Origin of the sequence: Nitratireductor sp. B36, from assembly GCF_020833685.1 — a bacterium.
In the GTDB taxonomy this organism is placed as follows: Bacteria; Pseudomonadota; Alphaproteobacteria; order Rhizobiales; family Rhizobiaceae; genus Nitratireductor.
Map to the genome: position 1 here is coordinate 1,092,170 of NZ_JACKZY010000001.1, position 24,543 is coordinate 1,116,712.

A 24,543-nucleotide genomic window follows, 5' to 3' on the forward strand; every position below is an offset into this window, starting at 1 on the left:
TTTGAGTTGGTTCATACATAAACCTGTTGGATTTTGCGACCGGATCGTTCAATACACCTCATGATTGTGCCTCCCCCCAAGGTAAGTGATTCATGATTACCCTCCAGAACCTGGTTTTTCCGGAATACGAAATCTGCACTGAAACCGAGCTCTATTTTCGTACCAGCGGCATGGTCGCAGCAAGTTTCGAGAAAAGAAATTTCCACTTTTCTCCTGGAGGAAAACTATCATTCGACACCTACTTCAATGCCCTGAGCATCGGAAAGTGGTCACGCCTGTGTAAGTTGGGAAAACTGTTTCTTCGGCTTGCAGGCACTGGCCGTTTTCAGCTTCGGGTACGCTGCGCTTATCTGAATCGCTCATGGGAAGTTTTGTACAACGATGTCGTCTCGCTCGAGCCGGAAGTTCCCCTCTCCGTCGAACTTGACGGGAGCGATGAACAATGGCGCAACGGCGTTCTTTATTTCGAGCTGACAGCGCTCTCTGAAGGGACGCTGGAGAGCGCAGCTTTTACGACAGACACACAACCCTTGCGCGACATAAAGCTTGCGATCTCGATAACGACCTTCAAGCGCGAGGCTCAGGTGGAGGAGACCACGCGACGCCTGCGCCGTTATCTGGCAAACCATCCCTACAGCGCAGATATCGGCGTGTTTGTGGTGGACAATGGCAAATCGGCGAAGATCGAGACCGACAACCAGATCCGCTATATCGAAAACCCGAATTTCGGCGGATCAGGCGGCTTTGCGCGCGGGCTCCTGGAAGCAAGCGATTCGGGCTTCTCCCATTGCCTGTTCATGGACGACGACGCCTCGTTCCATATGGAAAACCTTCACCGCACCTACTCGTTCCTGCAACTGGCGCGGAAGGAGAATACTGCGATTGCCGGCGCGATGATTGCGAACAACTACAAATGGCGAATGTGGGAGAATGGAGCGCTTTTTGACAGGCTTTGCCGGCCCCGCTTCAAGGGGGCTGACCTCCGGCTGTTTAGCTCTGTCATTGAGATCGAGCGCGAATCGCTCAATTCCCAGCCTGCGAACCTTTATGGCGGCTGGTGGTTTTTCGCCTTTCCCATTGCCAGTGTGCAGCACTATCCTTTCCCGTTTTTCGTGCGGGGTGACGACGTCAATTTCTGTTTGACGAATGAATTCTCCATCCAGACACTCAACGGCGTTGTCTCATTCCAGGATGATTTCGACGAGAAGGAAGGCGCGCAAACCGTCTATCTGGATTTCCGCAGCCATCTGATCCACCATCTCACCTCTCACAAGATCAGCCGGTCTCCCTTACATGCCATAAGGATCCCCCTTTGGTTCGTTTTGCGAAACATCGTGAAGATGCATTATGAGACCGCTGATGCCGTCCTCCAGGGTTGGAGAGATGTTCTGGAGGGGCCGGAGTACTTTCGAGAGAACATGACGCATGAGCGGCGGCGCGAGTCGCTGAAGTCTCTTCTCAATCAAGAGCTTTGGAGAGAATGCGCAGACCATGAACCTCTCCCACATGCGGCTGTTGCCCTCCCTCTTTGGCAAGCCCACCTGATGAAATTCACCTTGAACGGGCATCTGATACCAGGCTTCACTTTATTTGCTCGAGAAACGACCCTTCCATCAGAGAAGAAAAATCACCTGTCGCTGATCTGGGGCGCGAAAAAAATTCGAATAATAAAGTCAGATGACACGAAATATTATACAGTCAGTCATCAAAAATTTAGAGGCATCAAACAAGTCGCCAAGGCTACCCTTCTAAGCGTACATACTTTTTTTATTTGGGGTCGCCTTAGAGCAGCGTATACACAAGGACACCGTGAATTGACGTCTCAGGAGTTCTGGTCTTCAGTTTCTCTATATAAAAAAGAAATCACCCGCTCTTCAAATCAATCTTTTCATTCAAGCCGCGAGTCGATTTGATTTAAAACCATACAATTACCAGCAATACCTACGTAATTTCTCCGCTTTACATTCAAATTTTTTCTTTGAATACCTCGCGGTATATACAAAATAAGGCCGGCCGCATCCAAAACTCTCCGTGGTTGAAACGTGCATGAAAACCGGAGAGCAGAACGACATTATGATGGGGATCATAATAGTGCCTAGTCAATACACCAGTCCGCCGGCGGTTTTTATCAAAAAGCACAAGAGAACTACCTTCTACCTTCCAAAAGGCTTCTGGTGAATTTTCTCCAAGAGCACAGCTACCATCGGCAGCAAACCATGCTTTCTGAAGAGAACTTTCATTAAGGGTTATGCTAGTCCAGTTTCCTACAGGAGAGAATTGTTGTCCAACGGGGCGCGTAAAACCCAAAAGCTGTTCAACTACATCCATTTGCCTCCACTTTTCATCTAGGGCGGAAGTACAGTTCGCATGATGACAAAAAAGCTGTTCAGGAATCCTACCAGACGACCAGTTCCAGATAGACCTCGGCAATACACCGATCCTCGGGAATTTGGAAAAAATTGACCGGGTAGCCTTTGACTCTGCAAAAAGGTCGTTCACAACCTTCTGATCCCACTCGCCGGTTTCCAGAACCCTCTTTCTAACCTCTTCCCAGAACTGGATCACGGCCTTTGACGGACGAAGACCTATAACCCCGATATTTACCCCCTCCTTGTCCGTCTCCTGCTGGAAAACAAGATCATGCTCGCTCATACTCTGAGCCAAGACCTCGAAGTGTCCGGGGAAAAACTGAATGTCTATATCCAGCATAAAAAAGAACGGCTCTTTTTCGTATTTCTTTATCGATGAAAGAAGAAGGTCTATTTTCGATAGCCAAATATTCTTACCCCCACCCGGGTTCTCATCAATAATGGCATCTATGCCAGTATAATCTATCAGAAACCGCTCATCGAGTGTGGCTCCCATTCGGTGGAGCAGCGGAGCAAAATTTCTTGTACCAAAACACACTACAGGAACTCTCATAAAACCAGCCTTCCCAACTTCTAGATCAGCGCATCAAGCCGACGTTAACTATGCTCTTGTAGGTTTCCCAATCTGCAACCCGATCACGCAGATGATCAATATGAGTTAGCTGAATAATATCAGCAATATATGGTCGCACGAGGTTTCTTATGGTCGCAGGCTCGAGGTTTGCCGACCAACCTTGACCTTCGGCTATGCTCACTCTTTTCCTTGCGCTTTCCGAATGCTTGATCTGATCTAGGTAAGCTTGGGTCGGAGCGCCCACATCCAGTATGAGATCACCTAAGTCTACCAGTTCGATAAAGCCAACAGATTTTGTTTGATTGGCATGATCAGCCTTCTCAACGCCGTCAATTCTTAGAAAATCAGACAATAATTTAAGCCCGTCATTCTGGTAAATATTTTCATATGTCGAAATAAAAGCGTTATATCCACCGTAATTTAGATGACGGACTATTTCACTATATTGCCCCTGTCCAGAAATCGACCAATAAAATTCCCACCCTCGTTTCAACCTGTTAATCTCATACGAGTAAGTTTCCAAAATTGTCTCGGGACCTTTCCTTCCAAAAACAGATTTATAATTTGAAAGAGCTCGGGAAACTGGGTCACGAGGTAAAAATACGATAGCTGGATCTGCACAAATATTCTCTACATTCTTAAGAAAGAGATCAAAATAAAAGCTATAAGACGGAGATATATCTACCGCCCATTTCTCGGACTTCCTGTCATCATAGAGAGCGATATAATCACTTATACTAGATGTAATAGAGCAGTGCTGTTTCTCCCCCCTGGAAAAAGCGGGGAAATTAATACCGCTATGAAATATCGATTGCTCTCCAGGTCCAACAAATCGCCTATCAAAGCATGTTAGAAAGTTCGTCTCCTTAAGACCCGGTGTAAATATATCTTTCGATTTATCACAATAACCAAAAAAAGATGTTGATCCTGACCTCGATGGGCCAATATAGAAAAGATTTGGTAGTTTTCTTAATTTCCCTCTTTCTATATTTGCATGTATTTCGGAGTAGGTTCCAGCAAGTTTTATATTCATAGAATCTCGCACGCAGTAACTTTGTGCGCCCCTAATTTTAATCATCCGACAACTTAAAGTGCCTTCTTTACCTCACTCTCGAAGCACTTCAGCGCAGCCCCGATCGCCTGGTGCATGTCGAGATAGCGATAGGTGCCGAGGCGGCCGCCGAAGATCACATTCTCCTCCGCATCCGCCAATTCACGATAGGCCCGGTAGGTCTCCTTGTCCTGCGCCGTGTTGATCGGATAGTAGGGCTCGTCGCGGCGCTCGGCAAAGCGGGAATATTCCCGCGTGATCACCGTCTTTTCCGTCTGGTAGTTGCGCTCGGGGTTGAAGTGGCGGAACTCCAGAATGCGCGTATAGGGAATGTCCTCATCGGCATAATTCATCACCGATGTGCCCTGGAAGTCGCCCACGTCGAGCACCTCTTCCTCAAAATCGATGGTGCGCCATTTCAGCTCGCCCGCGCGGTAGCCGAAATAGCGGTCGATAGGGCCGGTATAGACAACCGGCGTGCCCGCCGGGATCTGCTCGCGGATCTCGAAATAATCGATGCCCGTGCGCACCTCGATCCGTTCATGGTCGAGCATGCGTTCGAAGATCGCCGTATAGCCGTCCACCGGCAGGCCTTCATACGTGTCGTTGAAATAGCGGTTGTCGAACGTATAGCGCACCGGCAGCCGGGTGATGATCGACGCCGGCAGCTCGCGCGGGTCTGTCTGCCATTGCTTGGCCGTGTAGCCGCGGATGAACGCCTCGTAGAGCGGACGGCCGATCAGCGAGATTGCCTTTTCCTCCAGATTCTGCGGATCGTGGCCGGCCAGCTCGCCTGCCTGCTCGGCGATCAGCGCGCGCGCCTCGTCCGGGCTCATCCGGCGGCCGAAAAACTGGCAGATCGTGCCGAGATTGATCGGCATCATATAGGCCTGCCCCTTGTAGGAGGTGAAAACGCGGTGGCGATAATCCGTGAACGCGGTGAAGCGGTTCAGATAATCCCACACAACCTTGTTGGGCGTGTGAAACAGATGCGCGCCATATTTGTGGATCTCGATGCCCGTGCGCGGGCAGGTGTGCGTGTAGGCATTGCCGCCGATGTGATCGCGTCGGTCGATGACGAGAACGCGACGGCCGAGCTCGTTTGCGGCCCGCTCCGCGATGGTGGCTCCGAAAAAGCCCGCACCGACGATGACCAGGTCGTACTGACTGAAATCCACGTTTGCTACCCCTGATAGATGAAACGGACTTTCCGGCACAAAGAATCATTGCCGGGCATGGCAGTAAAGCCGGTGCTTTTCCTATCGCGCCATGTCGCGCATCTCAAGGGTTACAGACGGAAATTGTTCGTGACCATCCATTGGGCAACGCGCCGTTGCAGGCAGACGCGTTACACGCTAGGCGCGTTTCTTCTCCAGCGGCGCGAATTTCTTTACCCGCCCCTTTTCCAGCACCAGAACCTTGTTGCAGACCCGGCGGATCAGCTTGTCGTTGTGGCTGGCCAGCACCACGATGCCCGCCTGCCCGGTCAGTGCGTTCATCCGCTCGCCCGCCTTTTTCTGAAAGGCCGCATCGCCGGCGCCGATCCACTCGTCCATGAGCAGGATTTCCGGCGTCAGCGTCGTCGCCACGGAGAAGGCCAGCCGCGCGGCCATGCCCTGGCTGTAGGACTTGAAGGGCATGTCGATAAAGTCGCCAAGCTCGGAGAATTCGATAATCTCCGGCATGGCCTCCTCGATCTGTTGCCGGGTCCAGCCATTGATCAGCCCGCGCAGCTCGATGTTGCGCCGGCCGGTGGCTTCCGGCCTGAAACCAAGATTGATGTTGAACAGCGCATCGACACGGCCCGAGATCGATAGGCTTCCCGAGGTCGGCTCCATGATGCCGTAGAGCATTTTCAGCAGGGTCGTCTTGCCGGCCCCGTTGGCGCCCACAAGCCCCAGCCGATCACCGGCAGAAAGCTCGAAGCTCACATCCTCCAGCGCCTGCACATGCTGGCGGCGGCCGGAGCCGGAGATCGTCCCGCCCGTCTTCAGAAGCCTCTTGTCCTTCGGCCGCAGGGTGAGCGGGCGCAGGATACGATAGCGCAGCCCGACCGATTGGGCCTTGATCGAAACCGTCATACGACAAACACCACTTTCTTGCGCAATGCCCCCAGCAGGAAGAATGCCAGGACCCAGGCAAATGCCGAGATCCCCAGACACAGGACAAGCTCCATCACCGGCAGCTCCCCGCTGATGATGGGTTGGCGGACGATGGCGAGGAAATGCGTGAAGGGATTGTACTCATAAAGCATCTGCCGCAGCCCGCCGTCATTGCCGTGGATCCAGAAGATCGGCGTCAGGAACATGCCGACCCGCACCAGATTGCCCGTTATGAACTCGAAATCCGGGAAAAAGGCGCCCAGCAGGGCAAAAATGGTGATGACGGCCGGCAGTGCCAAAACGATCACGGCCAGCCCGGCAAAGGCCATCAGCCATTGCTCCAGGGAGGGCTGGACAAGGAACAGCATCAGAACGATCCAGCCCGCGCCGGAATAGGCGCCCCGAATCACCGTCTGCATGGCAAGGCGCATCACATAGACGAACAGCGGCAGCGTCGTCCCCTTGATGTAGTTGGCTTCCCGCCGAAACAGCGGCACGGCCATGTTGATTGTCTCGGACATCAGCAGCCAGACATAAAGCCCGGTCGCCACATAGGCCGGAAAATTCTCGATCTCGTTGCGGTGGCCGAACACGACCACAAAGGCACCGGCGAAGAGAAAATAGTTCAGCACAAGCCAGAGCGGACCCAGGGTCGTCCGGCGATGCTGGTCGCCAATGCTCTCGCGGGCCAGAGCCACCCAGACCGGGTAGCGCCGAAAACCCGATGCGATCTCCGCGAGCGCCCCTTTGAACACCTCTTGCAAGGTCATCCGCATCAACCCCGTTCACACAGCATGGAGTAACGGCATTGCCGGTTAGCCCTAAATAGCCGGGCTGGCGCAATGCCCTTCCACAATCCAGGTTTCCAAGCGGGACGCGCGCAATCGGGCGACCGCGGCGGAAATACCGCCTGCCTCGCGTCAAACGGAATAAACCCGTGAAAGTGAACCACCCGGCTCTGGTCTGTCCGCAAACCTGCGTTCATGCTGACACGTCCAACTGGCAATCCAGCCGCGTTCCCTGCTTTGGTTGAGCCGAGCGCATACAACGTCTGATCCAGGGTGACCAGCCCCTATGGACGTCTGCGGCAGAACAATCCCCGCAGAAGCGCGCCGGTCATCTGACGCAGCCGCTGTCCTTCTTCTGTTGGGAGAGCGGCACTGTGGCCGGCAGGAAGCACCTCAGTCACACATCGCGCGAAGCGCTGCCACATCCCTGATTTCGACCGTGCGCGTGTTCACCAGGCGCACGAGCCCCCTGGAGCGGAATTTTGAGAAGGTCCGCGATACGGTCTCGATCGTGAGGCCGAGATAATCACCGATGTCCGTGCGTGACATGGGCAGTTGCACTGCGCCGGCGCTGTTCTGGCGTTCCATCATGTCGAGCAGAAAGGCGGCAACGCGCTCGGCAGCATTCTGCCGACCGATCACCAGCAGGTGCTCCTGCGCCCGTACCAGTGCTGCCAGAGCCGCCGCGAGTGTCTGGCGCCAGTTCGTTTCCCCGGCCGGCTGCCGAAAAACGCGGATGCCGGCATGCCCGACCGCCTCGGCAAAGAAGTGATGCTTACCATCAGCTTCGAAACCAAAGACCTCGCCGGCCACATGAAAGGCACTGATTTGACGCCGCCCGTCGGCGAGAAGCCGGTAAAGGCGAACCGCGCCGAACTCGACCTGATAGAGCGCAGTGGCTTGTTCGCCCTGGGCATAGATCTCCTCATTCGCATCGTAGAAGACGACCTGATGAGGTTGATCCGGCGAGAAGGATACGAAGCTCCCCCTGCGTGTCTCGGCATGATGCTGACCAGCGCCAAAAGGAGAATTGAGCGTTGGTGCGGTCGCGGCCTGTGCAAGCATGAGTGCCTCCTTGGTGGGAGGCCCATATGTGCCGCGTTCGCCGGCTGCGCGAAATTCGGTTTTTCCCCTACGGGAATCTACGTAGCGCCTGGTTTTCCTTGTGGGCTGTCGTGTCCAGAAGCGCCCGAACCGCGTTCACGACGGCGCTGCCAAGAAGCGGTTTTTCGATCGTACGGATGTGTTCGGCCTGAGGCATTTCTTCAAGCGTGTCCGCAAGCAGAAGCACGGGGCCTTTCTCCTCCGACAAATGCGCCACAGTGATGGCTGCTGCCGCCAGAGTGTCATGATCCACGATCATGCAGTTCGCTTTTCGCCGCAAGAGGCGGGCATCTTCGAAACTGCTTGGCACGACCACGTCGAACCCCTCCGCTTCAAGCATGAAACGCAGCGACAGGCGAAAGGCGGTATCAGGCGCCACCACGAGAATCATTCCAGGCACGTCCGGCATCTCCTCACTGCCGGGAGAATGCGTGTCATCCGCCACGGCAGCACCCACTGTGGACCATCGCCCACTCCAGCGCATTGCGCTGGATCAAAATGCCGCACGAAGGCGACGCATCTCAGCGCGCTGCATTGTCTGCCAGAAGCGCCATCCGGACCAGCTCGGGAAGGTTCCGGGCCTGCATCTTGGTCATCACGTTGGCCCGATGCACTTCAACTGTACGCGGTGAAATGTCGAGTTCGAAAGCAATCGTCTTATTGGGCAGTCCGGCGACAATGCGATGCATGACCTGCTGCTCACGCTCGGTCAGCAGCGAGACCCGCTCTCGGACGATACTTGCATCCGCATCAGCCTGTGGTCTCGTTTCCAACTGCTGGATGGCGCGTGAAACGGCGTCCAGAAGAACCTCATCGGAGAAGGGCTTTTCAATGAAGTCCAATGCGCCGGCCTTCATGGCTTCGACCGCCATCGGCACATCTCCGTGACCTGTAATGACGATGGTAGGCAGGAGATTTCCCTCCTGGACGAGCTGACGCAGCAATTCGACGCCGCTCATATCCGGCATTCGCAGATCGGTGATCAGGCACGCATTGCGAAGTCCGGATGCGGCCTGCAGAAATGCACTCGCCGAGTCATGCACCCTTGCCACATGCCCCGACATGGTGAGCAGAAAGGCAAGTGATTTGCGAACCGGTTCCTCGTCGTCGACAATGTGGATGACCACGTCTTCAGGCATTGTGCATTTCCTGTTCTTCCAAAGCCGGCAGTGTGAAACGGAACCTGCTTCCCGCGGTGGAACTCTTCATCAGTCTCAACGTGCCGCCATGGGCTTCAGCAATTCTCTTCGATATCGCAAGGCCGACCCCCATACCGCCCCGTTTTGAGGAAACGAACGGTTTGAAGAGATTTTCGGCAATATCACCCGGCACGCCGGAGCCCGTGTCCGACACGTCGATGTCGATCGAGCCGGAACCATCGGACGTCACAGAGACCGTGAGCTCGCGCTGCTCGCTCTCACGCATGGCTTCCATCGCGTTCCGCATCAGATTGATCAGGATCTGCTGGACCTGAACCCGGTCCACAAAAACATTCCCGATATCGGGTTCGAAGTTGAATACCGTTCGAATGCCCAGTTCACGCGACCCCATCAGCGCCAGCGCTGCGGCCTCCTCCACGAGATCCTGCAGGTTTTCGGCTTGCTTTTCGCTTTCCCCGCGCGACACGAATTCACGCAGATGGCGGATAATCTGCCCTGCGCGTAACGATTGCTTTGTGGTTTCTTCAAGGGCGTCGCGCATACGCTCAGCGACGGGATGATCGAGATCGTTGAGAAGACGCCTGCACCCCTGAACGTAGTTCGAAACCGCTGAGAGCGGTTGATTCAGCTCATGCGCGAGCGTCGACGCCATTTCGCCCAGTTCGTTCAGCCTCGCAAGACGGGCGAGCTCGGCCTGAACCTGTTCCATTTTTGCCTCGGTCTCGGCCCGTTCCGTCAGATCGCGGATGAAGCCGGTGAAATAGGTATGCCCCCCGCTTTGCATCTCCCCCACAGCAAGCTTCATGGGAAAGGTGGAACCATCTTTCCGGCGCCCCACCACCACCCGATCAATACCAATGATGCGTCGCTCGCCCGTGCGTTTGTATCGCTCAATGTATCCGTCGTGCTGCCCTTGATACGGTTCGGGCATCAACATGCTTACGTTCCGTCCGCGTGCTTCCTCCTCAGAATAGCCAAACTGGCGCACCGCAGCGCGGTTGAACGCGACCATGATGCCCTTGTCGTCGATCACCACCGTTGCATCCGGCACTGTGTCGAGAATGGAACTGAGATGCGCATCCCGCGCGGCCAGTTGCCGGCGCACCTGTCTGCTTGCATCCTGGGCGCTGAAATAGGCGCCGCCAACATGGGCGAGCAACACGAGAAACGCGACAAGCGCGGCAAAGACCGGCATCGATACAGGCAGTGAGGTCAAAGCGCCGATTAAAGCGATGACCCCGGCAATGAGCGCCACAGCCACCAGGCCGGCGGCCCGACCGCCGAAGATCGCGGCATAGAGTGCGGTCAGGGACGCAAGGAAAAGAATCCACGTGCTGCCAAAAACCGTGTCCAGCCAGAGCCGTGCAACGAATAGAGCAACGCTGCCCCCCACGGCGATAGCGTAACCCGTATGGCCGGCGCGCCGCGCCGGGTCGGTCAGATTAAATTCAGGACCCACGTTCGCCCCTCGCCCGCCGCGTCTCGATCCACGCATTATTTCCATAGGTGGGTCATCCCGCAAGTGACGTGCTGACGCGGACGTCATATGGCACCGCCCGGAGCCGGAGTTTGATCCAGCGCAAAGACAATTGCGCTGAGGCACGCCAGATTGATTGATCAAAGAGGATCTTGGACATGACGCGCATTTCTGGGAACATCGAACCCCGTGCGAAACTTATGGGCAAGATGATGGATCGTTGTGATGTTGATATCCAACATCTCGCCAAGGATCGGTTGGGGCTTACGCTGGCTTCTGCGATCCGGTCGTGCCGGCTTTGCAGCAACGCCACTTCATGTGAAACATGGCTGGCCGCAACGGCCGGAGAAATAACCCATAGGCCCCCGGCGTTCTGCCCCAATGCCAGAATATTCGCAGCGATGTCACAGGCTGACGGGGATAAAAGCGCCCGTTAATCCTCCACCAGACATGCCAACTGTTGGCTGCGCAGGCTGTGCTCCCTCCCTTGGGTGAGCAATGTCATTGCTGCAGGATTTGCTGCAGCGTATCCACCGAGAAAAGAAAGCTTCACAGGCGTGTGGTGGGCCGGGCGGATGCTGCCCCCTGGTCCGCCCGGCCGCCGCCATGTCGCTGCTGCCGATCAGGCTGCAGCACCATCTGCCGTGAAACATGACGGCAGACATGACGGCAATTTTGAAAGTTGCATATGCAGCAAAGCGAGTTCGCGCTTCCACGCTCTGCATAGCGCGCTGTCGAGACAAAAATTTTGCGCTGGCGCAAAAATCCAAAAATAAAACAGTGAGGTCAACGCGCTACACATCACACCGCCACCGAGTGACGCGCTCCACCCCGTTTCAAATACTGATCGAAGAGCGCTGCCGTCGAGCGGACCAGCGGTCGCGCCTCCTCCTCAACGATAAAAACACCATCGTTTTCCCGCAGACCCGATGCGATCCCCCGTTCACGCACCAGCGTCCGGGCCTCGGCGACGATCCTTTGCCCGCAGGCGCCGAAACGGTGCACGGCTTCATTGCCCGAAAACGCAAAATCGCACATCAGCCGCTCGATCACCCAGGCGCGGGCGTGATCCTCGTCGCTGAGCGCAATGCCGCGAACGGTCGCCAGATTGCCTTCGCGCGCCATCCGCTCATACTGCGTGGTCGCCGGCATGTTTTGGGCATAGCCCTGCGGCAGCCGTGAAACCGAGGAAGGACCAAGACCGATCAGCGTGCGGCACGCATCCTCGGTATACCCCTGAAAGTTCCGGAAGAGCCGCCCTTGCCGCGCGGCCACCGCCAGCGGATCGTCCGGCTTTGCGAAATGGTCAATCCCAATCGCCTGATAGCCCGCTTCCCGAATGATGCGCGCTGTCTCCTGCTGCTGCTCGAAGCGCTGCTCGGGCCCAGGCAGCCATGCCTCATCGATCATGGTCTGGTGCTTCTTGAACCACGGCACATGCGCATAGCCGAAAAGCGCGATCCGGTCCGGTGAAAGCGTCAGCGCCTGGCGGATCGTAACGGCGACGCTCTCGCATGTCTGGTGCGGCAGCCCGTAGAGCAGGTCGAGATTGACCGACCGCACGCCCCGCGCCCGCACGCCATCCACCACCGCTTTTGTCTGTTCAAATGTCTGTTCGCGATTGATCGCCTTCTGGACCCGTGGGTCGAAGTCCTGAACACCGAGACTTGCCCGTGTCATGCCGATTTCGGCGAGCGCGTCGAAGCGCGCCTCGTCCATGTCGTTGGGGTCGAGTTCCACGCTGATTTCGGCATCATTGGCGAAATGGAATGCACGCTTCAGTGCCGCTCCCAGCCGAACGATGTCATCCGCACGCAGCATGGTCGGCGAGCCGCCACCGAAATGGAGCGCACGGACACGCCCGCGCCCCTTCAGGATGTCACCCACCGTGCGGATCTCGCAGAAAAGCGCATCGAGAAAGGCAGCCACGGGCTCATAGCGGCGCGTCATCTTTGTGTGGCAGGCGCAGAACCAGCACAGCCGGTCGCAGAACGGGATGTGCACATAGAGCGAAAGAGCCTCTTCCTCACCCGTCTCGGCCAGCCAGCCACGAAAGGTTTCGCCGGTCACGCCCGCATGAAAATGCGGCGCCGTGGGATAGCTCGTATAGCGTGGCACCGCCTCCGCATAGCGGGCGGCAGCCCCCGTTTCGCTGATCTGTTCTCCTGCGCGCTGCATCGCAATCATCCCCTGATGTCCGAAAAGCGTCTTTCCACGCAGCCGCGCCGTTGGCTTTGACGCAGATCAAGGCGCCGCCGCCCCCATTGCCCGAAGTGTGACGCGTGAGAATCGGGGAACGGATTCCCGCAAGCTTTTTGAACTGGGGAAACAGCAATGAGATTTGGCACCGAGATCGTACTGGTCAGCCTGGCTGCGTTTGCAGCGCTGGCCGCTGCGGGTCTGGCGCAGGATTCAGCCTTTCAGGCCCATATGTGGGTTCTGTTCTTTGTCCTGCTCGGATCGGCGATCGTATTGATGCGCAACACGAGCTTTGCGCCCGCCGGCGCAGCATCAATCCCGCTCAGACGGGATACGGATGGCTATATGGATGGCCCGGTGCGCTATGGCGTCATCGCCACGACCGTCTGGGGCATTGTCGGATTTCTGGTTGGCGTGCTGGTGGCACTGCAGCTCGCCTATCCCGATCTCAACATCGAGCCCTGGTTCAATTTTGGCCGCACGCGCCCGCTGCACACATCGGCGGTGATCTTTGCTTTCGGCGGCAATGCGCTCATCGCCACATCCTTCTATGTGGTTCAGCGCACCTGCCGGACCCGCCTCTTCGGCGGCAATCTCGCCTGGTTCGTGTTCTGGGGCTATCAGCTCTTCATCGTCATGGCGGCAACCGGCTATCTGCTCGGCATCACCCAGAGCCGTGAATATGCAGAGCCAGAATGGTATGTGGACCTGTTCCTCACCATCGTCTGGGTCGCCTATCTGATTGTCTTCCTGGGCACGATCTTCAGGCGCAAGGAGCCGCATATCTATGTGGCCAACTGGTTCTACCTGTCGTTCATCGTCACCATCGCCATGCTGCATGTGGTGAACAACCTGGCGATGCCGGTCTCGCCCTTCGGTTCCAAGAGCTATTCGCTCTTCGCCGGCGTGCAGGATGCGCTGACTCAATGGTGGTATGGCCACAATGCGGTGGGCTTCTTCCTCACCGCCGGCTTCCTGGGCATGATGTACTACTTCATCCCCAAGCAGGTGAACCGCCCGGTCTATTCCTACCGCCTGTCGATCATCCACTTCTGGGCGCTGATCTTCCTCTATATCTGGGCTGGCCCGCACCATCTCCACTACACCGCCCTGCCCGACTGGGCGCAGACGCTCGGCATGGTGTTCTCCATCATGCTGTGGATGCCTTCCTGGGGCGGCATGATCAACGGTCTGATGACGCTTTCGGGCGCCTGGGACAAGCTGCGCACCGACCCGATCATCCGCATGATGGTTCTGGCCGTCGCCTTCTACGGCATGTCCACCTTCGAGGGCCCGCTGATGTCGGTCAAGGCGGTCAACTCGCTGTCGCACTACACGGACTGGACCATCGGCCACGTGCATTCGGGCGCACTCGGCTGGGTCGGCATGATCACCTTCGGCGCGCTCTATTATCTCGTTCCGAAGCTTTGGAACCGCGAGCGGCTTTATTCGCTGCGGCTTGTCACCTGGCACTTCTGGCTCGCAACCCTCGGCATCGTCGTCTACGCGGCCGTCATGTGGGTGTCGGGCATCCAGCAGGGCCTGATGTGGCGCGAATACGACGATCAGGGCTTCCTGGTCTACTCGTTCGCCGAAACCGTGGCCGCTATGCACCCCTACTATGTGGTGCGGGCGCTGGGCGGTGTGCTCTTCCTGCTCGGTGGCCTCGTCATGGCCTACAATCTGGCCATGACCATCCTTGGCCACGAGCGCAAGGAAGCGCCGATTGGCGGCGCCGTCGCCCAACCCGCCCGTTCCCTTCAAAGTGCCGGTTAAGGAGCCCTGACGATGGCATTGCTGGACAAACACAAGATCATCGAAAAGAACGCCACGTTCCTTCTGGTCGGATCGTTCCTGGTGGTGACAATCGGCGGCATCGTCGAGATCGTGCCTCTGTTCTATCTGGAGAACACGATCGAGAAGGTGGAGGGCATGCGCCCCTATTCACCGCTGGAGCTCGCCGGTCGCAACATCTACATCCGCGAGGGCTGCTACACCTGCCACAGCCAGATGATCCGTCCCTTCCGCGATGAGGTGGAGCGCTACGGCAATTACAGCCTCGCCGCCGAATCCATGTACGATCATCCCTTCCAGTGGGGGTCGAAGCGCACGGGGCCGGATCTCGCCCGTGTCGGCGCCCGCTACTCCAACGAATGGCATGTGGATCACCTGATCGAGCCGCGCTCCGTGGTGCCGGAATCGATCATGCCCAGCTACGCGTTCCTCAAGGACACGCCGCTGGAGATCAACGATTTCTCCACGGAGCTGATCGCCAATCTGCGTGTCGGCGTGCCCTACACGGAAGACATGATCGCCAACGCCAATGCGGATATTCGCGCCCAGGCCGATCCCAACGCGGACACGTCCGGTCTCGAAGAACGCTATCCCAAGGCGGTGCTCGGCGATTTCGACGGCAACCCCGATGCGCTCACCGAAATGGATGCGCTCGTCGCCTATCTGCAGATGCTCGGCACGCTGGTCGATTTCTCGACCTATGACGAAGCCGCCGGCTACCGCTGAGGAGAAAAGATCATGGAAGCCTATACCGCGCTCCGCCAGTTCGCCGATAGCTGGGGCCTTCTCTTCATGGCCGTCTTTTTCGTCGGCACGGTTCTTTTTGCCTTCCGCCCGGGAAGTGGAAAAAGCGCCGAGGAAGCCGCCCGCATCCCGCTGAAGGACGATTGAGATGAGTGAGAAAGAACATATCGACGAGGTCTCCGGCGTCTCGACCACCGGCCATGAGTGGGACGGCATTCGCGAGCTCGACAATCCCATGCCGCGCTGGTGGGTGTGGACCTTCTATGCCACGATCGTCTGGTCCATTGGCTACACGGTCGCCTATCCGGCATGGCCGCTGATCAGCGACGCCACCAGGGGCGTGCTCGGCTATTCGAGCCGGCAGGAACTTACCACCACCATGGAGGCCGTCTCGGCTGAGCAGGCGGATTTGCGCGCAGCCATCGCCGAAAAGCCGCTGGATGAAATCCTCGCCGACGAAACGCTGCGCCGTTTTGCCACCGCCGCAGGCGACGCCGCTTTCAAGGTCAACTGCTCGCAGTGCCATGGTTCAGGCGCGCAGGGCTCTGCCGGTTATCCCAACCTCAACGACGACGACTGGCTGTGGGGCGGCGACATTGAAGCGATCCATCAGACGATTGCGCACGGTGTCAGGTTTGACGGCGACGACGACACGCGCTTTGGCGAAATGCCGGCCTTCGGCGACATTCTGAGCCGTGACGAGATCCGTCAGGTGGCGGCGCATGTCGTCTCCTTCACCGGGACACCGTCCGACCCGGCTCTGGCGGAGGCCGGAGCGCAGGTTTACGCGGACAATTGCGCCTCCTGCCATGGCGATGCCGGTCAAGGCGACGTCACCTTCGGCGCACCGAACCTTGCCGATGCGATCTGGCTCTACGGTTCCAGCGAAGCCCAGATCGCAGCACAGGTGCGCCAGCCCAGACACGGCGTCATGCCGGCCTGGCAGGAGCGGCTTGGCGACCCGACGGTCAAGCAGCTTTCGGTCTACGTCTATTCGCTCGGCGGCGGCGAGTAGCCCCCCAACAACGCACAGCGAATCCCGGCCAAACAGGCCGGGGTTCGGCCTCGCAGCCTCCCGCTTTGATCGGGATCAATGCCCGAGATGTTTCCGGCCGCTAGACGATAGGCTCAAAGAGCAGTTTGCGAGCCGCCGAAATGACACTTGCCACCGAAAACGCAGCCAGCAGCACCGCTTCCCGAGAGGCCGTGGAGCGTATCGACGCCGAAGCGGTAAACACTGCCGGCAAACGCCAGCCGCTCTACGCTCCGCGCAAGAAAATCTTCCCGAAACGCGCTTCCGGGCAGTTCCGCCGTTTCAAATGGCTGATCATGTTCGTCACGCTCGGCATCTACTATCTGACGCCATGGCTGCGCTGGGATCGCGGCCCCTACGCACCCGATCAGGCTGTTCTTGTCGATCTCGCCAACCGACGGTTCTATTTCTTCTTCATCGAGATCTGGCCGCAGGAATTTTTCTACATTGCCGGCCTGCTTGTCATGGCCGGCATCGGCCTCTTTCTCATCACATCCACGGTCGGTCGGGCGTGGTGCGGCTATACCTGCCCGCAGACCGTCTGGGTCGACCTCTTCCTCGTGGTGGAACGCGCCATTGAGGGCGACCGCAATGCCCGCATCAAGCTCGATGCCGCACCTTTCTCCGCCGGCAAGCTCGCCAAACGCTCCGCAAAACACTTGATCTGGGTGCTTATCGCCGTGGCGACCGGCGGCGCGTGGGTCTTCTACTTCGCCGACGCGCCATCGCTTTTCGTCGATATCGCAACCGCTCAGGCGGCTCCCGTTGCCTACATGACCATCGCCGTTCTCACCGCCACGACCTATGTGTTCGGCGGCCTCATGCGCGAGCAGGTCTGCACCTATATGTGCCCGTGGCCGCGCATTCAGGCCGCCATGCTGGACGAAAACTCGCTCACCGTCACCTATAATGACTGGCGCGGCGAACCGCGTTCGCGCCATGCCAAGAAGGCAGCCGCCGAGGGCAGAACCGTGGGCGACTGCGTGGACTGCAATGCGTGCGTCGCCGTCTGCCCCATGGGCATCGACATCCGCGACGGTCAGCAGCTCGAATGCATCACCTGCGCGCTATGCATCGATGCGTGCGACGGCGTGATGGACAAGCTCGGGCGCGAGCGCGGTCTCATCTCCTACGCAACACTTTCCGACTACAACGCCAATATGGCGCTGGCGACAGCCGGCGGCACGGAGACCATCAATCCCGACCGCGTGCGCCGGGAAGGTGGCGGGCTCTCCGATAAGGTCGCGCATTTCCACTGGCGCAAGATCTTTCGCCCGCGCACCTTCGTCTATTTCGGTGCGTGGTCGCTTGTCGGGCTCGTCATGCTCTATGCCCTGCTGACGCGCGACCGGCTGGAGGTCAACGTGCTCCACGACCGCAATCCGCAATATGTGCTTCTGTCGGATGGCTCGGTGCGCAATGGCTATACGGTCAAGCTGTTGAACATGATCCCGGAACCGCGCGTCATCCTCGTGTCGCTCGAAGGCCTCACCGGCGCAACCATGAATGTGGTCGGGCTCGACCAGCCGGACGACCGTTCTGCAGCCGTGCCTGTCGATCCGGATCGTCTGCGCGAGGTGCGCATCTTCGTCACCCTGCCGGCAGACCGGCTGAGCGAGGCAGACACCTCATTCCGCTTCGTCGTCGAAGACAAGGCAAGTTTCGAAAGCGATGTCTACAGGGCAAGCTTCAACATCCCGGAGGGTTCACGATGAGCGGCAAAGTGCGGAAACAGAAGGAATTCACCGGCTGGCACATGCTCGCCATCATGGTCGCCTTCTTCGGCGTCATCATCACGGTCAACCTGACCATGGCCTTCTACGCGCAGTCGAGCTGGACCGGCCTGATCGTGAAAAACACCTATGTGGCGAGCCAGACCTTCAACGAGCGCGCGGAGGAAGGCCGCCAGCAGGCAGCACTCGGCTGGAAGGGCGAGCTTTCCGTTGAGGGAGACGCAATCACCTACCGCCTTCTCGATGCGAGCGGCGATCCGATCCCGCTCGAGAGCGTCACAATGGTGATGCACCGTCCTGTCACCGCCGACGAAGACGTTACCCTTCAAATGCAACGTCGTCCCGATGGCGGCTTCGGCGTGGATCACGGCCCCGGCGACGGCACCTGGGTCATCAACATCACCGCAGAAGCGGGCCTCGCCCATCCGTATCGTGATGTGCGGCGCATCACCATTGCCGGCGGAGAACTCAGATGAGCTGCTGCGCCCCCGGCACCGAAATGGCGCTGGAAGCCGAACAGGCCCGTGAAGCCGGTCCGCGCGCCGAAGAACTCGTGCTCGCAAGCCGCTCTGTCGGCGATGGGCTGAAACAGACCGATCTTTCCGTTCCCGGCGTCCATTGCGGCGCGTGCATTCAGACAATCGAATCCGCCCTTGGCAGGCTCGACGGCGTGGCAGGTGCGCGCGTCAATCTTTCCACCAAGCGCGTCAGCGTGAAGTGGCGCGAGGGCGCACTGCCGCCTATCATCGACACGCTGAACAGGCTCGGCTACGCCGCCCACCTTTTCGACAGTGCCGAGACCGGCAGGGATCCCGTTCTCTCCCAGCTCATCCGCGCCGTGGCGATCTCCGGCTTCGCCGCCGGCAACATCATGCTTCTTTCCGTGTCCGTCTGGTCGGGTGCGGAACAGGCGACGCGCGATCTCTTTCACTGGCTTTCAGCGTTGATCGCCCTGCCCGCGCTGGTGTTTGCCGGTGGCATCTTCTACCGCTCGGCCCTCAATGCGCTCCGCCACGGACGCATGAACATGGATGTGCCCATCGCCCTTGGCATCTCGCTGGCCTACGGGCTCAGCCTCTACGAGACCGTCAACAGCGGCCAGCACGCCTATTTCGATGCCTCCGTTTCGCTTCTCTTCTTCCTGCTGATCGGCCGCACGCTCGACCACGTGATGCGCGAGCGCGCGCGCACCGCCGTCAAGGGGCTCGCCCGCCTGGCGCCGCGCGGCGCGCTGGTCATTGCCGAGGACGGCGGACGCGATTATCTCCCCTTGCCGGAAGTCGCGCCCGGCATGAAGCTGGTGGTCGCCGCTGGTGAGCGCGTGCCCGTTGACGGCATCGTCATGAGCGGTGTGTCCGAACTCGACTGCTCCATGGCCACCGGCGAAAGCGCACCGCAGCCGGTGAAACCCGGCAGCGATCTACGCGCCGGCATGCTCAATCTCACCCAGCCGCTCATCGTTGAGGCAACCGCCACCGCCGAGACCTCCTTCCTCGCCGAGATGATGCGCCTGATGGAGGCGGCAGAAGGCGGGCGCGCGCGCTATCGCCGGCTGGCGGACCGTGCCTCGGCACTCTATTCGCCCGTGGTTCACGCCACCGCCTTCCTCACCTTTTTGGGCTGGATGGTGGCAAGTGGCGACTGGCACCGCGCCATCACCATCGCCATTGCCGTGCTCATCATCACCTGCCCCTGCGCGCTCGGCCTTGCCGTTCCCATCGTTCAGGTGGTTGCCGCGCGGCGGCTTTTTGAAAACGGCATCATGGTAAAGGATGGCGCGGCGATGGAGCGCTTCGCCGAGATCGACACTGCCGTCTTCGACAAGACCGGGACGCTGACGCTCGGCATCCCCGAGCTGCGCAATGCGGACGAGATAACGCCGGATACATTGTCAACCGCCGCCGCCCTTGCCGCCCATTCCCGTCACCCCTTCTCGCGCGCCATCCTGCGCGCTGCCGGTGCGCTGCGGGCGACGGATTCCTTCGACAGTGTTGAGGAAATGCCGGGCCTCGGCATCGAAGCCCGCGCGGGCGAGACCGTCTGGCGGCTTGGCCGCGCGGGCTGGTCGCTCGGCAGCCCGAATGCGCATGAGAACCAGGCAGGCGGCACAGTCCTTTCCCGCGATGGCGAGGAATGCGCCACGTTCCGGTTCGAAGACCGGCTTCGCCCCGGGGCGAAAGAGGCAATTTCTCACCTGAAAGAAAACGGCGTCGCCGTGGAAATCATCTCCGGCGATAGCGCCGATCAGGTGAAGGATATCGCAGCAAGGCTGGGCGTGGAGAACTTTCAGGCAAGCGTCCTTCCCGGCGACAAGCTTGAGCGCATGCGTGCGCTCGCCTCCGATGGCCGAAAGGTTCTGATGGTCGGCGACGGGCTGAACGACGCCCCCGCCCTTGCCGCAGCCCATGTCTCCATGGCGCCTGCCACGGCGGCAGACATTGGCCGCAACGCCGCCGATTTCGTTTTCCTGCGCGAGACCATGCTGGCCGTGCCGCTCGCCCGTGGCGTCTCACGCCGCGCCGGTCGCCTGATCCGGCAGAATTTCGGCCTCGCCATTGCCTATAACCTGCTGGCCGTGCCGATCGCTGTTCTCGGCCACGTCACGCCGCTGGTGGCGGCCATCGCCATGTCGCTCTCCTCGCTGATCGTCATCGGCAACGCGCTGCGCCTGCGCGCTGGCAGTCGTCACCGTATGGCCGGGCAATCCCCGGTCGAGGCAACACAATGACCAATCTCGTGGTGCTGATCCCGATAGCGCTTTTTCTGGGAGCCGCCGGCCTCGCCGCCTTCCTCTGGTCGCTCAAGAGCGGCCAGTATGACGATCTCGATGGTGCCGCCGAGCGCATCCTCTTCGAAGACGAGCCATCACGTCAGCGAGAAGACAGCCCCTGAAGCACTGCCGCTGGACGCGGTCACGCCACACCACTACATGTGAGCGGTCTGAATTGCCTTTCTGGAGTTTCTCATGGCGATCCGCATCAAAGCAAAAACCTATGGCCCCTTCACCACCGCCATCGGCCCCGGCAAGGTGATCCATGTCGACACCGCGCCCAAGCAGAATGTCGCCATCACCTCGCCCTCCACGGAAGAGGCGGGAACGCCGGTCGATTTCATGATTTCCGCGCTCGGTGCCTGCCTTGCACTCTCCTTCCATCACGCCGCACAGGAGATGAAAATCGATGTCGGGCAGGTCTCCGTCCAGGTTTCCGGCAAGAAGGCGGAGGATCTGCCCGACCGCATCGGCAGCTATGACGCCACCGTCTCGCTCGACATCATGCCCGGCGAGGAAGAGTGCGCTGAGCTGATCAAGCGCGCCAAGGCCCGCTGCACGGTCTCCAATTCGCTCAATGGCGAAGTCAACATGAAGATGGCTGGCTAACGGCGTTTCGGTCTTCAAATCATTGACGACGCCTTTCCCTTCTCTCATACAGAACCCGCCTTGCGGCAAACCATGGGAGGCAGGTGCATGAACTTCACGCGCGTCAATGGCGTCGTCATTCATTTCGAAGTGCGCGGGACGGTCGGCAAGCCGGTTCTCGTGTTTTCCAATTCGCTCGGAACCGATTTTCGCATCTGGGATGCCGTCGTTGAACGGCTGGAAGCCGACTACCGCATCGTCCTTTATGACAAGCGCGGCCATGGTCTCTCCGAAGCCACGCCCCAGCCCTATGCGCTGACGGATCACGTCGACGATCTCGCAGCCCTGCTCGAGCATCTCGACATCACAGGCGCGACCATCGTCGGCCTGTCCGTTGGCGGCATGATCGCGCAGGGGCTTGCCGCGCGCTGGCCGCATCTCGTCTCCCGCCTCGTGCTCTGCGACACGGGCCATAGAATAGGCCACGACGATCTGTGGAACAGCCGGATCGATGCCGTAAACGAAAAAGGCATCGCATCCATTGCCGACGGTATTCTCCAGCGCTGGTTCACGCCCTCTTTCCGCGCACCGGACAACGATGCTTTCGTCGGCTACACGGCCATGCTCACCCGCACCACGGTCGATGGCTATGCAGGCACGTGCTCGGCCCTGCGTGACGCCGATCTCACCGAATCCACCCGCGCCCTGAAACTACCCACGCTCTGCATCGTGGGCGACCAGGACGGTTCCACCCCGCCAGACCTCGTGCGGGAACTGTCGGATCTGATCGAAGGTGCCCGTTTAGAAATCATTGCAGACGCCGGCCACCTGCCCTGCATCGAGCAACCAGAGGCGACGGCCGTCCTCATCGCAGATTTCCTGCGCGAAACAACACCCGACGCCTGAGCCGCCGCGCCCCGCATATAGGATGACAAGAGGACCCTGAATGAGCGACACCGTAAAGATCACCCGCGACAATGGCATTGCCGTCCTCACTCTGGACAATCCGCCGGTCAACGCACTCGGCCACGCGCTGCGTGCGCCGCTCTTCGAGGCGCTGGGCGAGATGAATGCAGACGATGCGGTTCAGGCCATCGTCATCGCCTGCGCGGGTCGCACCTTCATTGCCGGTGCCGACATTTCCGAGTTCGGCAAGCCGCCGAAGGAGCCAAGCCTTCCCGACCTGATCGAGAAGCTTGAAAGCATCGACAAGCCCACCATCGCCGCGATCCATGGCACCGCACTTGGCGGTGGGCTGGAGCTGGCACTCGGCTGCCACTACCGTATTGCAGACAGGTCCGCGATGATCGGCCTGCCCGAGGTGAACCTCGGCCTCATTCCCGGCGCCGGTGGCACGGTGCGCCTGCCGCGTCTGGTGGGGCCGGAAGCCGCGCTGAAGATGATCGTTTCCGGAAAGCCCATCGGCATGGACGAAGCCGTACGGCTCGGAGCGGTCGACCGCGTGGCCGAGAGCGATCTTCTGGCCGAGGCCGTGGCGTTCGCCCGCGACATGGCGGCATCGAAAAAGCCGCACATCCATATCCGCGCGCGCAGCGAAAAACTTGCCGTCAACCTCGCCGCCTTCGATGAGGCCGTGAAGGCAGCGACGAAAAAAGCGCGCGGTCTCACCGCGCCGCACACGGCGGCAGAAGCCGTCCGCAACGCCATCACCATGGAATTCGATGCGGCACTCGACCGCGAACGCGAGCTCTTTCTGGAGCGCCGCGACAGCGAAGAATCCGCCGCCCAGCGCCATCTCTTCTTCGCCACCCGCGAGGCAACCCGCGTGCCCGGCATTCCGCGCGAAACCGAGGCGCGAAAGATCGCGCGCGCCGGCGTCATTGGTGCCGGCACCATGGGTGCGGGCATAGCGATGGCGCTTGCCAATGGCGGCATTCCCGTCACCATTCTGGAGATGAACGAGGACGCCATCGCGCGCGGTCTCGCCCACATCGACAAGACCTATGCGGGATCGGTAAAGCGCGGCTCTATCACGGCTGAGGAAAAAGAGGCCCGCACAGGGCGCATCTCCGGCACCACCCACTATGCCGACCTTGCCGATTGCGACATCGTCATCGAGGCCGTGTTCGAGGATATGGGCGTCAAGCGCCAGGTCTTCACCGCGCTCGACGGCGTGCTGAAGCCCAGCGCCATCCTTGCCTCCAACACTTCCTATCTCGATGTGAACGAGATCGCCGCCACCACGAAGCGTCCGCAGGATGTGGTCGGCCTCCATTTCTTCTCGCCCGCCCATGTCATGAAGCTTTTGGAGATCGTGCGCGGCGAAGAAACGGCCCCCGATGTCATCAAGAGCGCGCTCGCGCTCGCCCGAAAGATCGGCAAGGTTCCCGTCGTCGTCGGCGTGTGCAACGGCTTTGTCGGCAACCGCATGCTCGCCGCCCGGCGCGAACAGAACGAGGACCTGCTCCTTTCCGGCGCGACGCCCGAACAGGTGGATAAGGTTTTCACCGATTTCGGCTGGCCCATGGGCCCATTCCAGATGGTCGACCTTGCCGGTCTCGACATCAGCTGGAAACACCGCCAGTCGCAGGGCCTCACCGCCCCCATCGCCGACACGCTGTGCGAAGCCGGCCATTTCGGCCAGAAGTCCGGGCGCGGCTTTTATCTCTATGAGGAAGGCTCCCGCACGCCAAAACCCGATCCCTTCGTTCAGGAGCTTATCGAGAAGAAGGCAGCCGAGCTTGGCGTGGAACGACGCGAGATCAGTGCGGACGAGATCACCGAGCGCACGCTCTACCCGATGATCAACGAGGGCGCGAAGATCCTCGAAGAGCGCATCGCCGCCCGCGCCTCCGATATCGATGTCGTGTGGGTCAATGGCTACGGCTTCCCGGTTGCCAAGGGCGGGCCGATGTTCTGGGCCGAGCGTTTCGGCATCAAGACAATCGTCGAGCGGCTGGAGCACTGGCACCGGAAGACCGGCAATCGCGTTTTCGAACCCGCTCCCATCCTTCGCCAGCTCGCGCTGACGGGCGGCGGGTTCGGGGATCTTGTGTAAAATTTACCCTGGGCAACTGCGCCACCATCAACCCTTGG

General features: G+C 59.3%; 23 protein-coding genes. 13 read left to right on the top strand and 10 right to left on the bottom strand.

Annotation, left to right across the window (positions count from 1 at the left end; translation table 11 throughout):
* The first annotated feature begins 92 nt into the window (after window positions 1–92).
* Window positions 93–1,913: a glycosyltransferase gene (locus H7H48_RS05325; protein WP_229447745.1), complete on the top strand. Its 1,821-nt coding sequence runs from the start codon at window positions 93–95 to the stop codon at window positions 1,911–1,913.
* 52 nt (window positions 1,914–1,965) lie between these two features.
* Here the strand turns inward: H7H48_RS05325 and H7H48_RS05330 are convergent, their stop codons facing one another.
* The 9 genes from H7H48_RS05330 to H7H48_RS05370 all read right to left on the bottom strand — a co-directional run bounded on the left by H7H48_RS05330 (window position 1,966) and on the right by H7H48_RS05370 (window position 10,607).
* Window positions 1,966–2,922, bottom strand: a complete 957-nt coding sequence (locus H7H48_RS05330) for a putative nucleotide-diphospho-sugar transferase (RefSeq protein ID WP_229447746.1) — start codon at window positions 2,920–2,922, stop codon at window positions 1,966–1,968.
* Between the two features lie 25 nt (window positions 2,923–2,947).
* The gene (locus tag H7H48_RS05335) at window positions 2,948–3,976 is read right to left on the bottom strand and encodes a sulfotransferase (RefSeq protein WP_229447747.1); all 1,029 of its coding nucleotides are present in this window, start codon (window positions 3,974–3,976) and stop codon (window positions 2,948–2,950) included.
* A 53-nt stretch (window positions 3,977–4,029) separates the two neighbouring features.
* On the bottom strand, window positions 4,030–5,172 hold the full coding sequence (glf, locus tag H7H48_RS05340; RefSeq protein ID WP_229447748.1) for a UDP-galactopyranose mutase: 1,143 nt from the start codon (window positions 5,170–5,172) through the stop codon (window positions 4,030–4,032).
* Between the two features lie 177 nt (window positions 5,173–5,349).
* Complete coding sequence (locus H7H48_RS05345; protein WP_229447749.1) at window positions 5,350–6,075, bottom strand: ABC transporter ATP-binding protein; 726 nt, start codon at window positions 6,073–6,075, stop codon at window positions 5,350–5,352.
* Window positions 6,072–6,866, bottom strand: a complete 795-nt coding sequence (locus tag H7H48_RS05350; protein WP_229447750.1) for an ABC transporter permease — start codon at window positions 6,864–6,866, stop codon at window positions 6,072–6,074. Before H7H48_RS05350 ends, H7H48_RS05345 begins: the two co-directional genes overlap by 4 nt.
* 411 nt (window positions 6,867–7,277) lie before the next feature.
* Window positions 7,278–7,949 (bottom strand): helix-turn-helix domain-containing protein, encoded by a 672-nt coding sequence (locus H7H48_RS05355; RefSeq protein ID WP_229447751.1) that lies wholly within the window; start codon window positions 7,947–7,949, stop codon window positions 7,278–7,280.
* Window positions 7,950–8,016: 67 nt separating this feature from the next.
* Window positions 8,017–8,379 carry a DNA-binding response regulator gene (locus tag H7H48_RS05360; RefSeq protein ID WP_229448119.1) on the bottom strand — a complete coding sequence of 121 codons (363 nt, stop codon included), beginning with the start codon at window positions 8,377–8,379 and terminating at the stop codon, window positions 8,017–8,019.
* Window positions 8,380–8,509: 130 nt separating this feature from the next.
* Window positions 8,510–9,127, bottom strand: coding sequence for a response regulator FixJ (gene fixJ, locus H7H48_RS05365; protein WP_229447752.1), 618 nt, complete (start codon window positions 9,125–9,127; stop codon window positions 8,510–8,512).
* A complete protein-coding gene (locus H7H48_RS05370) occupies window positions 9,120–10,607 on the bottom strand; it encodes a PAS domain S-box protein (protein ID WP_229447753.1) in 1,488 nt (495 codons plus the stop codon). The genes fixJ and H7H48_RS05370 overlap by 8 nt, the downstream gene beginning before the upstream one ends.
* A 176-nt stretch (window positions 10,608–10,783) precedes the next feature.
* On the opposite strand from H7H48_RS05370, the gene H7H48_RS05375 reads away from it, so the two are divergent.
* Window positions 10,784–11,062, top strand: coding sequence for a DUF6455 family protein (locus H7H48_RS05375; RefSeq protein WP_255663331.1), 279 nt, complete (start codon window positions 10,784–10,786; stop codon window positions 11,060–11,062).
* Between the two features lie 364 nt (window positions 11,063–11,426).
* Here H7H48_RS05375 and hemN read toward each other — a convergent pair whose 3' ends face one another.
* Entirely contained in the window at window positions 11,427–12,803 is a 1,377-nt protein-coding gene (gene hemN / locus H7H48_RS05380; RefSeq protein WP_229447754.1) for an oxygen-independent coproporphyrinogen III oxidase, read from the bottom strand.
* A gap of 156 nt (window positions 12,804–12,959) precedes the next feature.
* Between hemN and ccoN the strand changes: the two genes are divergently transcribed.
* The 11 genes from ccoN to H7H48_RS05435 all read left to right on the top strand — a co-directional run bounded on the left by ccoN (window position 12,960) and on the right by H7H48_RS05435 (window position 24,505).
* Window positions 12,960–14,600 (top strand): cytochrome-c oxidase, cbb3-type subunit I, encoded by a 1,641-nt coding sequence (gene ccoN / locus H7H48_RS05385; protein ID WP_229447755.1) that lies wholly within the window; start codon window positions 12,960–12,962, stop codon window positions 14,598–14,600.
* A gap of 12 nt (window positions 14,601–14,612) precedes the next feature.
* Window positions 14,613–15,344 carry a cytochrome-c oxidase, cbb3-type subunit II gene (gene ccoO / locus H7H48_RS05390; RefSeq protein WP_229447756.1) on the top strand — a complete coding sequence of 244 codons (732 nt, stop codon included), beginning with the start codon at window positions 14,613–14,615 and terminating at the stop codon, window positions 15,342–15,344.
* Between the two features lie 12 nt (window positions 15,345–15,356).
* Window positions 15,357–15,509 carry a cbb3-type cytochrome c oxidase subunit 3 gene (locus H7H48_RS05395; protein ID WP_229447757.1) on the top strand — a complete coding sequence of 51 codons (153 nt, stop codon included), beginning with the start codon at window positions 15,357–15,359 and terminating at the stop codon, window positions 15,507–15,509.
* A 1-nt stretch (window position 15,510) separates the two neighbouring features.
* Window positions 15,511–16,377, top strand: a complete 867-nt coding sequence (gene ccoP, locus H7H48_RS05400; protein ID WP_229447758.1) for a cytochrome-c oxidase, cbb3-type subunit III — start codon at window positions 15,511–15,513, stop codon at window positions 16,375–16,377.
* Between the two features lie 140 nt (window positions 16,378–16,517).
* Entirely contained in the window at window positions 16,518–18,110 is a 1,593-nt protein-coding gene (ccoG, locus tag H7H48_RS05405; RefSeq protein WP_229447759.1) for a cytochrome c oxidase accessory protein CcoG, read from the top strand.
* Window positions 18,107–18,604, top strand: coding sequence for a FixH family protein (locus H7H48_RS05410; protein ID WP_229447760.1), 498 nt, complete (start codon window positions 18,107–18,109; stop codon window positions 18,602–18,604). The genes ccoG and H7H48_RS05410 overlap by 4 nt, the downstream gene beginning before the upstream one ends.
* Window positions 18,601–20,856: a cation-translocating P-type ATPase gene (locus H7H48_RS05415; RefSeq protein WP_229447761.1), complete on the top strand. Its 2,256-nt coding sequence runs from the start codon at window positions 18,601–18,603 to the stop codon at window positions 20,854–20,856. Before H7H48_RS05410 ends, H7H48_RS05415 begins: the two co-directional genes overlap by 4 nt.
* Window positions 20,853–21,020, top strand: a complete 168-nt coding sequence (ccoS, locus tag H7H48_RS05420; RefSeq protein WP_025030519.1) for a cbb3-type cytochrome oxidase assembly protein CcoS — start codon at window positions 20,853–20,855, stop codon at window positions 21,018–21,020. Before H7H48_RS05415 ends, ccoS begins: the two co-directional genes overlap by 4 nt.
* A 73-nt stretch (window positions 21,021–21,093) precedes the next feature.
* Window positions 21,094–21,507 (top strand): OsmC family protein, encoded by a 414-nt coding sequence (locus H7H48_RS05425; RefSeq protein WP_229447762.1) that lies wholly within the window; start codon window positions 21,094–21,096, stop codon window positions 21,505–21,507.
* A gap of 87 nt (window positions 21,508–21,594) precedes the next feature.
* A complete protein-coding gene (gene pcaD, locus H7H48_RS05430; RefSeq protein WP_229447763.1) occupies window positions 21,595–22,392 on the top strand; it encodes a 3-oxoadipate enol-lactonase in 798 nt (265 codons plus the stop codon).
* Between the two features lie 40 nt (window positions 22,393–22,432).
* Window positions 22,433–24,505, top strand: a complete 2,073-nt coding sequence (locus tag H7H48_RS05435) for a 3-hydroxyacyl-CoA dehydrogenase NAD-binding domain-containing protein (protein ID WP_229447764.1) — start codon at window positions 22,433–22,435, stop codon at window positions 24,503–24,505.
* Window positions 24,506–24,543 lie beyond the last annotated feature (38 nt).